This is a genomic window from Nonomuraea basaltis (genome assembly GCF_005893125.1).
Lineage (GTDB): Bacteria > Actinomycetota > Actinomycetes > Streptosporangiales > Streptosporangiaceae > Nonomuraea > Nonomuraea basaltis.
The window spans coordinates 1-12,644 of sequence record NZ_VCJS01000025.1 but is presented as its reverse complement, the minus strand read 5'-3'; the positions used below and the strand labels follow the sequence as shown (position 1 = coordinate 12,644).

At 68.8% G+C, this 12,644-nt stretch carries 10 protein-coding genes; 8 read left to right on the top strand and 2 right to left on the bottom strand.

Annotated features, from left to right (window positions below; all coding sequences use genetic code 11):
• The first annotated feature begins 28 nt into the window (after nt 1–28).
• Entirely contained in the window at nt 29–298 is a 270-nt protein-coding gene (locus tag EJK15_RS14545) for an SCO4848 family membrane protein (protein ID WP_240776975.1), read from the top strand.
• On the opposite strand, the gene EJK15_RS14540 is transcribed toward EJK15_RS14545, so the two are convergent.
• Nucleotides 270–1,622, bottom strand: coding sequence for a peptide ligase PGM1-related protein (locus EJK15_RS14540; RefSeq protein WP_138710941.1), 1,353 nt, complete (start codon nt 1,620–1,622; stop codon nt 270–272). The genes EJK15_RS14545 and EJK15_RS14540 overlap by 29 nt on opposite strands.
• A 536-nt stretch (nt 1,623–2,158) precedes the next feature.
• Between EJK15_RS14540 and EJK15_RS14535 the strand changes: the two genes are divergently transcribed.
• Nucleotides 2,159–3,382, top strand: a complete 1,224-nt coding sequence (locus EJK15_RS14535) for a M20 family metallopeptidase (RefSeq protein ID WP_138710940.1) — start codon at nt 2,159–2,161, stop codon at nt 3,380–3,382.
• On the opposite strand, the gene EJK15_RS14530 is transcribed toward EJK15_RS14535, so the two are convergent.
• Nucleotides 3,379–5,259, bottom strand: a complete 1,881-nt coding sequence (locus tag EJK15_RS14530) for a Xaa-Pro dipeptidyl-peptidase (RefSeq protein ID WP_138710939.1) — start codon at nt 5,257–5,259, stop codon at nt 3,379–3,381. The two genes, EJK15_RS14535 and EJK15_RS14530, sit on opposite strands and share 4 nt — an antisense overlap.
• A 288-nt stretch (nt 5,260–5,547) precedes the next feature.
• On the opposite strand from EJK15_RS14530, the gene EJK15_RS14525 reads away from it, so the two are divergent.
• The 6 genes from EJK15_RS14525 (at nt 5,548) to EJK15_RS14500 (ending at nt 12,408) form a co-directional block, all read left to right on the top strand.
• Nucleotides 5,548–6,618: a BMP family lipoprotein gene (locus EJK15_RS14525; RefSeq protein WP_138710938.1), complete on the top strand. Its 1,071-nt coding sequence runs from the start codon at nt 5,548–5,550 to the stop codon at nt 6,616–6,618.
• An 87-nt stretch (nt 6,619–6,705) separates the two neighbouring features.
• Entirely contained in the window at nt 6,706–8,316 is a 1,611-nt protein-coding gene (locus tag EJK15_RS14520) for an ABC transporter ATP-binding protein (protein WP_138710937.1), read from the top strand.
• The gene (locus tag EJK15_RS14515; RefSeq protein ID WP_138710936.1) at nt 8,316–9,458 is read left to right on the top strand and encodes an ABC transporter permease; all 1,143 of its coding nucleotides are present in this window, start codon (nt 8,316–8,318) and stop codon (nt 9,456–9,458) included. The genes EJK15_RS14520 and EJK15_RS14515 overlap by 1 nt, the downstream gene beginning before the upstream one ends.
• Complete coding sequence (locus tag EJK15_RS14510) at nt 9,455–10,735, top strand: ABC transporter permease (RefSeq protein ID WP_138710935.1); 1,281 nt, start codon at nt 9,455–9,457, stop codon at nt 10,733–10,735. The genes EJK15_RS14515 and EJK15_RS14510 overlap by 4 nt, the downstream gene beginning before the upstream one ends.
• On the top strand, nt 10,732–11,127 hold the full coding sequence (locus EJK15_RS14505) for a cytidine deaminase (RefSeq protein WP_138710934.1): 396 nt from the start codon (nt 10,732–10,734) through the stop codon (nt 11,125–11,127). The genes EJK15_RS14510 and EJK15_RS14505 overlap by 4 nt, the downstream gene beginning before the upstream one ends.
• Entirely contained in the window at nt 11,128–12,408 is a 1,281-nt protein-coding gene (locus EJK15_RS14500) for a thymidine phosphorylase (protein ID WP_138710933.1), read from the top strand. It abuts the gene before it with no gap.
• Nucleotides 12,409–12,644: the final 236 nt, after the last annotated feature.

The window sequence follows — 12,644 nt, the reverse complement described above, 5'->3', positions numbered from 1 at the left end:
CCACATGGCGGTCTCAGAGTAGCTTCGTGTGAATGCCCATGTGGCGACACATCCCCCGAGATCCACCTTCAATACCGGAGAGATGGCCATGTCACGAAAGATCGCCGGTTTCCTCATCATTGTCGGCGCATTCATGATCTTCGAATGGGTGAACCTGGGGTTTAACTTGGCCGATGGGCATCCGACCAGCTTCTACGTCGTGCACGGCATTCTGATAGCGGTGAACATCATCCTCGCTGTCGTGTTGGGGACCATCGGCTGGAGGGCCCTCAAGGGCCGCAAAGGAGGCGCCGGGTGAGCGCATGCAGCTCGTCGGCCTCCTCACGTGAGTCGCCTATCGAGGTGAAGCCCAGCTTCCCGTGCTCGGGGACGGCCCCGAGCAGGTGGAACACGTTCCCGGTACGCCGCTCCGCGTCGAACCCGATCCCGAGCCGGTCCGCCGTCCGCATGACCTCGCCGGGCGTGCGTCCGCGCAGGCAGGACGAGGCGCAGTTGTCGGTCGCGGTATAGTACTTCGGCTGGTCCCCGGCCATGAGCAGGCCGGTGCCGGGATCGTACGTGGCCCCGGTCGTCAGCACGGCCGCGCCGAAGGGATGCGTGGTGCCGCCGATCCGCAGGTTGATCTCGCACAGCAGCGCCGCGTACCCGGCGTCGGCCTTGAGCGCGAAGAAGTCCATCCCGAACAGCCCTACCACGCCCCGCTCGGCCAGCGCGCGCGCGATCCGGCCGGCGGAGGCGCCCACCTCGGCGCGGTACTCGGGCGCCGCCGGGAACGTGCAGCCCTGGTAGACGTGGCCGTTGGCGCCGCCGAGCACCTGGTCGTGCGTGGCCAGCACCCGCGCCTCGCTGCCCGGTGTGATGCAGGCCAGCGCGCTCGGGTAGTAGAGCGGCCGGTGCTCGATGTACTCCTCGACCACCGCGCCCCGGTCCCTGATCTTCGCCGCGAACGCCTCCCAGGTCTCGTCCGCCATCGAGAAGCTGGTCAGCGACCTGTCGGCCTTGGTGACGATCGCGTTGCCCAGGCCGGAGTAGGCGTCGTTCAGCTTGACGATCACCCGTTCGCCCGGTAGCCCCTCGATCGCCTCCTCGATCTCGAGCGACGTCCGCACGTCGCCGAAGCCGCGCGCCATCGGCACGCCCGCCTCGTGTCCCACCTCGCGGGCGCCGCTCTTGGAGCCGTAATAGGAGAGGGACGTGGCAGGTCCGTAGAGGGGCACGTTGAGTAACGACGCGAGCTCTTCCTCGAGCTCGCTCAGCACGAACGGCACCAGCCAGGCGTCACCGTCGATCGCCGACCGTAGCTGCTCCATCACGTCGGGGCGGGAGAGCAGCGTCCTGGTCAACGGCTGAGACCAGGGATCGTCGAGCGTGATCAGCGTGAGCCGCTTGGCGGCGTCATCCGGATCGGGCAGGAACGCGAAGTAATAATCGATGATGTCGGGATCGATGGGCGCGGAGGAGAGGTAGATCACCTTTACCCCGGGCTCGCGGAGGGTCAGGAGGAGGAAGAGCAGACGTTCCTCGTACGACCTGGCTGCCGTGATGCGGCGGAGCTCATCCTGCGGAAGGGAGAGCGAGGGCACGACCACCAGGGTCCCCTCACTCGGCTCGAAGATGCTCAACCCAGCATTCTTCTCCCCGAACGGGATATTAGTGATCATATTGCGAGTGAAACACGCATTCTTCTCAGATGCAGCCATCGCCGAAGTGTGATGACCATGACAGAAGGTGACAGGATTCGGAATCGCTGACCACGTTTGGAACTGGTGTCAACGGGTCACCATCTAATGATCCCTTGTGACTATTTCCTGATCAGGTGAGCGTTCACACAACGTGACCACCTGCGGTTTCGGGCGTGCCGTCGGCTAACTTTTGGGGTATCTGTCGGCGAGAACCAGCGCGGGAGCGATAAAGTCGAAGCATCGCCATCGGGCTCACGGCCGACCGCTGTGCTCCCGGGCTGCAGCGGCACGCGCGACCGACGAACGCAAAGCCCATGCTGACGATCTCACGCGCCCGAACCAGCGGGTGTGTTTTTTGATCCGCCTAGCGGCCGCTCAACCGGGTGGCCACGGCGGGATGGACGAGTGTTCACAGCGCATGAGCCGTGGTGGTCAGAGATATTTTGGCGCGCGGCATTGGGACGGGACGGTGACATATGCGGGGACGTGAGCTTCGGGGGGAACTCGACGCGTTCCTGGCGGAGACCGAGCAGGATCTCGTGGCGTTCCGCCGCGATCTGCACATGCATCCTGAGCTGGCCTTCGCCGAATATCGCACGACACAGCGGATCGCCGAGCGGCTCACCGCCGCCGGGCTGACCCCTTCGGTGCTCCCCCGGGGCACCGGTCTCATCTGCGACGTGGGCAGCGGCGACGGGCCGACCGTCGCGCTGCGCGCCGACATCGACGCGCTGCCGCTGCAGGACGAGAAGGACGTGCCCTACCGCTCGACGGTGGCCGGGGCCTGCCACGCCTGCGGCCACGACGTGCACACCACGGTCCTGCTCGGCACCTCGCTCTTCCTCGCCCAGCAGGCCGCCGCCGGCCTGCTGCCCGGCCGGGTCCGGCTGATCTTCCAGCCGGCCGAGGAGCTGCCGGGCGGCGCCCTGGAGGTCATGGCGCACGGCGGCATCAGCGGCGTCGACCGCATCTTCGGCCTGCACTGCGACCCGCGCGTGGACGTCGGCCAGGTCGGGCTCAGGCCCGGCCCGATCACCTCGGCCTGCGACAAGCTGACCGTCCGGGTCTCGGGGCCCGGCGGCCACACCGCCCGTCCCCACCTGACCGCCGACCTGGTCTTCGCCCTGGCCAAGATCCTCACCGAGCTGCCCGCGGCCCTGTCGCGCCGCGTCGACCCGCGCTCCTCGCTCAGCCTCGTCTGGGGCCGGGTCGAGGCCGGCACCGCGGCCAACGCGATCCCCGACGACGGCATCGCCGAGGGCACCGTGCGCTGCCTCGACGAGAACGCCTGGCACGCCGCCCCCGACCTGATCAAGTCACTGCTGGAGTCGGTGGCCGGCGCCTACGGCGTCGAGGCCACGATGGACTACACACGCGGCGTGCCGCCGGTGGTCAACGACGAGGTCAGCGTCGAGATGCTGGCCGAGGCCACCGAGCGGGTGCTGGGCGCGGGCGCGGTGATCCCGACCCAGCAGTCGCTCGGCGGCGAGGACTTCGCGTGGTACCTCGAGTCGATCCCCGGCGCGTTCGGGCGCCTGGGCACCCGGTCGCCGGACGGCATGACGTACGACATCCACCAGGGCACCTTCGACGTGGACGAGAAGGCGATCTCGATGGGTGTGCGGGTCATGGCCGCCACCGCGCTGACCGCCCTCTGGGAGGTCGGCCCGCTCGACTCGATCACCACCGCGCTGGCCTAGAGGAGCTTGCCGAAGACCACGGGCAGCCGCAGGGACGAGTGCCCCGGCGAGACCGTGATCTTGGTGCCCGGCGGATAGCGCAGGGTGTAGTCGTAGTCGGTCGAGATGATCATCAGCCCCAGCCGGTGGCCCTTCTTGAACAGGTAGTCCGTCGGCTGGAAGTCCCAGGTGAAGGTGTAGTCCTTGCCCGGGCGCAGCGGCTCCGTCCGGTCCGGGCGGTGCCGGTTGCGGACGTCCAGCCAGCCCCTGGTGACGATCTTGTACGGGGTCGTGGCGGTGCCGAGCACTCTGAGCGTGGTGCAGCCCGTGTCACCCGGGATGCCCTGGCCGTAGCAGTAGGTCTGGCCGGTCGAGAGCAGGGTGCCGTTCGGGCGGACGTCCGTGCCGTAGTCCACCAGCAGCGCCGTCAGGTACGGCGACGCCCCGTCCTTCAGCGAGGCCCGCACCGACACCGCCGGCGTGCCGGAGATCCGCACGTCGGCGGGGAGCTCACCGGTCAGGTACGCCAGCCGGTTCGGATCCGCCCCCGTGGCCTCGACCAGCTGCTCGGCGGTCCTGACCTTCTGGTCGAGGAAGGACTCCTTGGCCGACGGCGGGCGGGGGAGCAGGCTGAGGCGCTGCCCTGAGCCCAGGTGGAGCGGGACGGTGGCGGCGCCGGGCAGTGGCCACGACTTGTGCTGGGCCCACTGGCCGGCCGCGATCTCCACGTCGGCCTGCGGCTCGCGCATGATGCCGGAGTCGATGCCGTACAGCCAATGGTCGAACCAGCCGTGCAGCTGGCGCAGCCACTCGACGGTGCGCAAGCTGAACGGGTTCATGTGGGTGCCCTGGTGCAGCCAGATCTTGCGCGGCACGTTCTGCTTGGCCAGGGCGTACCACCACTGCGCGAACTGCTTGGTCTTGACGTTCCAGTCGTTGAGCCCGTGCACCACGAAGACGCTGGCCTTGACCTTGCCGACGTCGTTCAGGTAGTTGCGGGAGTCCCAGACCGGGCTGTAGTCGCCGGTGATCCGGTCCTGCGTGGCCGCGATCCGGTCGATGACGGGACCGCAGACCTCCTGGCCGTTCTCCCTGGTCAGTACGTACTTGGCGAGCACGTCCAGGTCCTCGCCCTGGAAGCCGCCGGGAGCCAGGACGCCGCCGTTGGCGCGGTAGTAGTCGTACCAGCTGGAGATCGCCGCGATCGGCACGATCGTCTCAAGGCCCTCGACGCCGGTCGCGGCGACCGCGTTCGGCAGCGTGCCGTTGTAGGAGACGCCGATCATGCCGACCTTGCCGGTCGACCACGTGGCCTCGACCGGGTTGCCGCCGGCGTCGAAGCCCTTGGCGCGGCCGTTCAGCCAGTCGATGGCGGCCTTCGGGCCCTCCGTCTCGTTGCGGTCGCCGGAGGTCGGGCAGCCGGTGGCGCGGCCACTGCCGAGGTTCTCCACCAGCGCGATGGCGTAGCCGCGCGGCACGAAGTAGTTGTCGTAGTAGCCGTCGAAGGGTTCGGCGGCCAGCTTGTTCGCCAGTGAGCGAAGGGTGGGCAGCGGGTTGCCGTTCTCGTCCACGTCCACGGGGTGGTTGGCGACGTCGTTGCCGCCGGCGTAGTACGGGCTGGCCTCCATGATCACCGGGACCTTCAGCCCCTGGTCGGTCTCCTTGGGCCGCAGGATGTCCACCGCGACGCGGTCCGGCTTACCGTCGTTGTCGCTGTCGGTCCCCGCGACCTCGACGAACACCGTCTGCATGATGGCGTCCGCGCGGGAGAAGACCGGCTGGGTGGCGTTGTTCTCGATCTTGATGGCCGGGGTTTCGGCCGTGGCGGGGGCGGTGCCGGTCAGGGTCGCGATGAGTAACGCGACCAGCGGCACGGCCAATGCCTTCCTAGGGTGCATACGGGGCTCCAATGTGAGAATTCCACCGTCGCACGGAATCTCCGCCATGATCGGGCCATGAGCAAGAGGTGATTCGACCCCAAAGTTGGGCAAATCTTGTCCCGCACCCGACCGGCCCCTGATGCTGGATTCAGGTCACAGACGCGACTGATGTCGATAACGGAGCGGTTGCGACCCTGTGTCCCGGTTTGGTCTGCCCTGGTCAAGCAACTATCTTCCGTGCAGGTGCCGTACGTTTCTTCGCGCCTGCGATGAAGTTCGGCGGCGGGGAAATGGAAGGGAGTCGCCTTGCTCGGCAAGCGATTCAACAGGATGGCGCTCGGCTCTGCGGCCGGAGTCATGCTCATGGCAGCGGCCGCCTGTGGCGGCAGTGGTGGGGGCACCACGGCCAGCGAGGCGCCGACGACCGCCGGCGCCAGCAGTGAGGCGCCCAAGAGCGCGCTCAAGGTCGGACTGGCGTTCGACATCGGCGGACGTGGTGACAAGTCCTTCAACGACGCGGCGTACGCGGGCCTGGAGCAGGCCAAGACGGAGCTCAGCGCGGAGATCAAGGAGCTGAGCCCGGCCGCCGACGGCTCCAACCGCGGTGACCTGCTGCGCCAGCTCGCCGACGCGGGCTACAACCCGATCATCGGTGTCGGCTTCGCCTACGGCGAGGACATCAAGAAGGCCGCCACGGAATACCCGGACATCCAGTTCGCGGTCGTCGACTCCGCCTCCAACGCGCCGAACGTGACCGGCCTGCTGTTCGCCGAGGAGCAGGGCTCCTATCTGGCGGGCGTCGCGGCCGCGACCAAGTCGGAGAGCGGCCACGTCGGATTCGTCGGCGGCGTCGAGAACGATCTGATCAAGAAGTTCGAGGCCGGCTACGTGGCCGGTGTGAAGTCGGTCAAGGCGGACGCCAAGATCGACATCAATTACCTCACCCCCGACGGTGACTTCTCCGGCTTCAAGGCCCCCGACAAGGGCAAGGTCGCGGCCGAGAAGATGTACCAGGACGGTGCGGACATCGTCTACCACGCCTCCGGCGACTCCGGCCTCGGCGTGTTCCAGGCGGCGGCCGCGGCCAAGAAGAAGGCCATCGGCGTCGACTCCGACCAGCGCCAGACGGTCAAGGAGACCGACCTGCAGTCGGTCATCATGACGTCGATGCTCAAGCGCGTCGACGTGGGCGTGTTCGAGTTCATCAAGGCCTTCCAGGGCGGCGCCAAGGGCGGCAGCAACGTCATCTACGACCTCAAGGTCGACGGCGTGGGCCTGGCCACCACCGGCGGCGAGATCGACGACATCAAGGACAAGCTCGACGCTGCCAAGCAGGGCATCGTCGACGGCAAGATCACGGTTCCGGCCAAGCCGTAACCTGGGTAGGAGACCATCGGCTGAGGGCCCGGAGTCCGGTTACTTCGGGCCTTCCGTCTATCCCGCCCTGCTCCTAGGAGAGGCGACATGAGTGCTGACACCTTGGCCGCGGCGAAACCTGCCGTAGAGCTGGAGGGCATCACCAAGCGTTTCCCGGGTGTCGTCGCGAACCACGACATCCGCATCACCGTCGAACCAGGCACGGTGCACGCCATCGTCGGGGAGAACGGCGCGGGCAAGTCCACGTTGATGAAGATCCTTTACGGCATGCAGAAGCCGGACGAGGGCACCATCAAGGTCAACGGCGCGGAGGTCGCCTTCCGTACGCCGAGCGACGCGATCGCGGTCGGCATCGGCATGGTCCACCAGCACTTCATGCTGGCCGACAACTTCACCGTGCTGGAGAACATCGTCCTCGGCGCCGAGCCGAAGAAGGGCGGCATGCTCGACGCGGCCGCGGCCCGCAAGCGCATCAACGACCTGGCCGCCGGACACGGCCTGCGGGTCGATCCCGACAAGCTCGTTGAGCACCTCGGCGTCGGCGACCGCCAGCGCGTGGAGATCCTCAAGGTCCTCTACCGCGGCGCCCGCATCCTGATCCTCGACGAGCCGACCGCGGTGCTGGTCCCGCAGGAGGTCGAGGAGCTCTTCCAGAACCTGCGCGAGCTCAAGGCCGAGGGCCTGACGGTCATCTTCATCTCGCACAAGCTCGACGAGGTGCTCGACATCGCCGACGCGATCACCGTGATCCGGCGCGGCACCACGGTCGCGAGCCTGACCAGGAGCGAGGTCACCAGCGCCCGCGAGCTCGCCGAGCTCATGGTGGGCACCGAGCTGCCCACGCCGGAGACCCGCGAGTCCACGGTGACCGACCGCGTGGCGATCGAGGTCGCGAACCTCACCATGGAGGCCGACGGCCACCGCCCGGCGCCGAAGGGCACCCAGTTCAGTGCGTACATGGCCAAGCTCCGCGAAGAGGGCAGGCGGCTGCTCCTGGACGACGTGTCGTTCGAGATCCACGAGGGCGAGATCCTCGGCATCGCCGGCGTCGAGGGCAACGGCCAGTCCGAGCTGATCGAAGCGATCATGGGCATCCGCCCCGCGCACGGCCGCATCGCCCTGGGCGGCCGGGACATCAGCGACTGGTCCACGCTGAGGCGCAGGGAGTCCGGCATCGGCTACATCCCCGAGGACCGGCACCGCCAGGGCCTGCTGCTGGAAGCCTCCCTGTGGGAGAACCGGGTGCTCGGCCACCAGACCAGGCCGCCCGCGCGCAGCGGCATCTGGATCAACAGAAGAGCCTCGAAGGCCGACACCGAGCGCATCGTCAAGGACTACGACGTACGCACGCCGAGCGTCGACACCCTGGCCCTGGCGCTGTCCGGCGGCAACCAGCAGAAGCTGATCGTGGGCCGCGAGATGAGCGGGCAGCCCAAGTTCCTCATCGCCGCGCACCCGACCCGAGGGGTGGACGTCGGCGCGCAGGCCGCCATCTGGGACCATCTGCGCAACGCCCGAGCGGCCGGTCTCGCCGTGCTGCTCCTCTCCGCCGACCTCGATGAGCTGATCGGCCTGTCCGACACGCTCCGGGTGATCTACCGGGGACGCCTCGTCGCCGCGCTCGACCCTTCCGACATCACGCCCGAGCGGCTGGGCGGCTACATGACCGGCGCCATCGCCGGAACCGAGGAGACGTGATGCCCGCGGGGCTCAACCGGGCGCTGCTCACCGTGGCGGGCGCCGTCATCGCGATCGTGCTGGCCATCGCGATCTCCAGCGTGGCGATCATCGCCGCGGGCGCCAGCCCGCTGGACGCGTTCGCCGCGTTCTTCGACTTCGGCGCGACCGAGCGGGCGCAGTCCAACGCGATCGCGACCTTCCTCAACCGGGCCGTGCCGCTGTTCATCGCCGGTCTGGCGGTGGCCGTCGGCTTCCGCATGAACCTCTTCAACATCGGCGTGGAGGGCCAGTACCGGCTGGCGGCCATCTGCGCGGCCTACGTCGGCTCGACGTTCACGGCACCCAAGCCGGTCCAGATCGCGGTGATCATCCTGGTCGCGGCGGTCGTCGGCGGCCTCTACGCGCTGATCCCCGCGGTCATGAAGGTGACCAGGGGCGTGAACGAGGTGATCGCCACGATCATGCTGAACTACATCGCGATCAACATCACTGCCTACCTCGTACGCGGCCCGTTCGCGGGACAGCGCGCCGCGGGACAGCTCACCACGACGACGCCCGAACTGCCCGAGTCGGCCATGTTCCCCAACCTCAACTTCGTCTTCGACTGGTTCGGGCTGCTCCCGCCCACCCGCGGCGGGGGCGTGCAGGGCTTCCTGCTGGTGGCGATCGTGCTCGGCCTGGTGATCTGGGTCGTGCTCGGACGCACCCGTTTCGGCTTCAACGTCATGGCCAGCGGCCTCAACGGCCCGGCCGCGCTCGCCTCGGGCGTCGACCCGAAGAAGATGATCATCGCGGCGATGGTGCTGTCCGGCTCGATCGCCGGGCTCATCGGCCTGCCCGAGATCCTCGGCGACAGGGGCGCGTTCAACTCCAACTTCACCGCCGGCCTGGGCTTCCTGGGCATCGCGGTGGCGCTGCTCGGCAGGAACAAGCCGGTCGGCATCGCGATCGCCGCGCTGCTGTTCGCCTTCCTCGACCGGGCGCAGGGCGCACTGCAGATCGCGAACGTGCCGCCGTCCGTCATCGTGATCATGCAGGGTGTGATCGTCCTGCTGGTCGTCGTGGCCAACGAGGTGACGAACCGGCTGGCGCTCAGATTCGAGGAACGGCGGGCCGCCCAGCAGCTCGGCAGGAACACTCCGGTTGAGGTGGCAGCATGAGCAGGTTCACCAAATACCACATGGTGCTCGTCGGCGTCGCCGCGCTCATCCTGCTGATGTCGCTGGTGCGCATCGTGTCGGGCCAGAACGACATCACCTCCTCCGGCACCTTCGCCGCCGCGCTGCTGCTGGCGGTGCCGATCGGCCTGGCCGGTCTGGGCGGGCTGTGGGCCGAGCGGGCCGGCGTGGTCAACATCGGCCTCGAAGGCATGATGGTGCTCGGCACCTGGTTCGCCGGATGGGCCGGATACCAGTGGGGCGCCGTGGCCGCTCTCATCGCAGGGCTGCTCGGCGGCGCGCTCGGCGGCCTCATCCACGCGATCGCCACCGTGTCGTTCGGCGTGGACCACATCATCAGCGGCGTCGCCATCAACCTGCTCGGCCCCGGTGTCACCCGCTTCCTGTCCGAAGTGTTCTTCAAGGAGGGCACGCCCGCGGCCGAGGCCGGCGCCGGCATCACCACCTCACCCGCAATCACCTCGCCCGCTCCGGAGGTCAGCCTGCCGGTGCTGTCCGACGGGCCGGACGTGCTCGGCTGGCTGGAAAACACCCACTGGTTCCTGCTCTCCGACGTCGCCGGCATCCTGCGCGGCCTCACCCACAACGTGAACATCCTGGCGATCCTGGCGGTCCTGCTGCTGCCACTGACGTTCTTCGTGCTCTGGCGCACGGCCTTCGGCCTGCGGCTGCGCTCGGCGGGCGAGAACCCGTGGGCGGCCGAGTCGCTGGGCGTCAACGTCTACCTGATCAAGTACGTCGCGGTCGTCATCTCCGGCGCGTTCGCCGGGCTCGGCGGCGTGTTCCTGGTCTTCTTCTCCACCAAATACGTCGAGGGCCAGACGCAAGGGCGCGGCTTCATCGGCCTCGCCGCCATGATCTTCGGCAACTGGCGGCCCGGCGGGCTCGCCGCCGGCGCCTCGCTGTTCGGCTACGCCGAGGGCCTGCGCCTGCGCAGCACCGGGGCGATCACCTCGTTCTTCCTCGTCGGCGCGGTGCTGCTGCTCGTCTACCTCGCGATCCAGCTCCGCCGGATGCTGTCGCCCAGCCGGCCCGCCGAGCTGGCGACCGTGGGCGCGAAGGAGTATGCCCTGATGGGCGGCGCCGTCGTCGGTACGGCCGTGCTGTTCTGGTTGTGGCTGACCGTGGACCAGCTGCCGAGAGAGTTCGTCTTCATCACACCACACGTGCTCACGCTGCTCGTGCTCCTGGTGGCTTCGCAGCGACTGCGGATGCCCAAGGCCGACGGCGTGCGCTACCGCCGGGGGGAACAGCATTGAGCATCGACTGGGACGGCCTGCGGGCCGAGGCGGCCAACGCCATGCGCAACGCGTACGCGCCGTACTCGAAGTTTCCTGTGGGAGCGGCCGCGCTCGTCGACGACGGGCGGACCGTCACGGGTTGCAACGTCGAGAACGCCTCCTACGGGCTCGGCCTGTGCGCCGAATGCGGGCTCGTGTCGGCGCTGCAGCTGTCCGGCGGCGGCCGGCTGGTGGCCTTCACCTGCGTGGACGGCCATGGTGAGCTGCTGATGCCGTGCGGCCGCTGCCGCCAGCTCCTCTACGAGTTCGGCGGCGAGGACCTGCTGGTGGAGACCGTTGACGGGCCGAAGCGGATGGCCGAGATCCTGCCGTACGCGTTCGGCCCCGACGACCTCAGCAGGAGCGCCTGAATGGACGCCATCGAGGTCATCCGCGCCAAGCGCGACGGCGGCGAGCTGACCACGGCCCAGATCGACTGGGTGATCGCCGCGTACACCCGCGGCGACGTGGCCGACGAGCAGATGTCCGCGCTGGCCATGGCCATCCTGCTGAACGGCATGAACCGGCGCGAGATCGCCGGCTGGACGCAGGCCATGATCCGCTCGGGTGAGCGCATGGACTGGTCGATGCTCGACCGGCCGACCGCCGACAAGCACTCGACGGGTGGTGTCGGCGACAAGATCACGCTGCCGCTGGCGCCGCTGGTGGCGGCGTGCGGCGCGTACGTGCCGCAGCTGTCCGGCCGCGGCCTCGGCCACACCGGCGGCACCCTGGACAAGCTGGAGTCCATCCCGGGCTGGCGGGCCTCGCTCTCCAACGACGAGATGCTGCACGTCCTGCGCTCGGCGGGCGCCGTGGTCTGCGCCGCGGGCTCCGGCCTGGCCCCCGCCGACAAGAAGCTGTACGCCCTGCGCGACGTCACCGGCACCGTCGAGTCCATCCCGCTGATCGCCTCGTCGATCATGTCGAAGAAGATCGCGGAGGGCACCGGCTCGCTGGTCCTCGACGTCAAGGTGGGCTCCGGGGCGTTCATGAAGGACATCTCGACGGCCCGGGAGCTGGCCGAGACCATGGTCGCGCTCGGGACGGACGCCGGGGTGCGCACGGTCGCGCTGCTGACCGCGATGGACCGCCCGCTGGGGCGGGCCGTGGGCAACGCGCTGGAGGTCGAGGAGTCCGTCGAGGTCCTCGCCGGTGGTGGGCCTTCGGACGTGGTGGAGCTGACGGTACGGCTGGCGCGCGAGATGCTGGAGGCGGCCGGGATCTCCTCCGCCACGGACCCGGCGAAGGCGCTGCAGGACGGCTCGGCCATGGACGCGTGGCGGCGCATGATCGCCGCTCAGGGCGGTGACCCGGACGCCGTGCTGCCTCGCGCGGCTGAGACGATGACCGTCGAGGCGCCGTCGTCGGGCGTGCTGACGAGGCTGGACGCGTACGCGGTGGGCCTGGCGGCCTGGCGGCTCGGGGCCGGGCGGGCGCGCAAGGAGGACCCGGTGTCGTACGGGGCCGGGGTCACCTTGCACGCCAAGCCCGGGGATTTGGTGCGGGCCGGGCAGCCGCTGATGACGTTGCACGCCGACGAGACGGCCCGGTTCGAGCGGGCGCTGGAGGCGCTGGAGGGCGGCTACGCGGTGGGGATGGCGAGCGAGGAGCAGCTTCCGCTGGTCATCGACCGCATCACGGCGCCCTAGCGACCGTGCCGCCTTGGAACGAGGGCCGACCTGGGGCTACTTGCCCCAGACCTTCTGGTACGCCTCGCGGTACCGTTCCTAGGGACTGAGCATGAGTTGCTCATGCTCAGCCGAACGCTCCGAACGGTGTTGAGCGTTCTGGTCGCCCGTGTGCTCGCCGCATCCGGGCGGCACGCATCGGGTGCGTGGTCCGGGAATGCGGGGACGGGGTCCCTCACCCCCAGGAGCATCCGGTC

Coding starts and splice junctions, on each gene's coding strand:
- EJK15_RS14535 (WP_138710940.1), top strand. CDS start 2,159: ATGCGGGGACGTGAGCTTCGGGGGGAACTCGACGCGTTCCTGGCGGAG.
- EJK15_RS14530 (WP_138710939.1), bottom strand. CDS start 5,259: ATGCACCCTAGGAAGGCATTGGCCGTGCCGCTGGTCGCGTTACTCATC.
- EJK15_RS14520 (WP_138710937.1), top strand. CDS start 6,706: ATGAGTGCTGACACCTTGGCCGCGGCGAAACCTGCCGTAGAGCTGGAG.
- EJK15_RS14515 (WP_138710936.1), top strand. CDS start 8,316: ATGCCCGCGGGGCTCAACCGGGCGCTGCTCACCGTGGCGGGCGCCGTC.
- EJK15_RS14510 (WP_138710935.1), top strand. CDS start 9,455: ATGAGCAGGTTCACCAAATACCACATGGTGCTCGTCGGCGTCGCCGCG.
- EJK15_RS14500 (WP_138710933.1), top strand. CDS start 11,128: ATGGACGCCATCGAGGTCATCCGCGCCAAGCGCGACGGCGGCGAGCTG.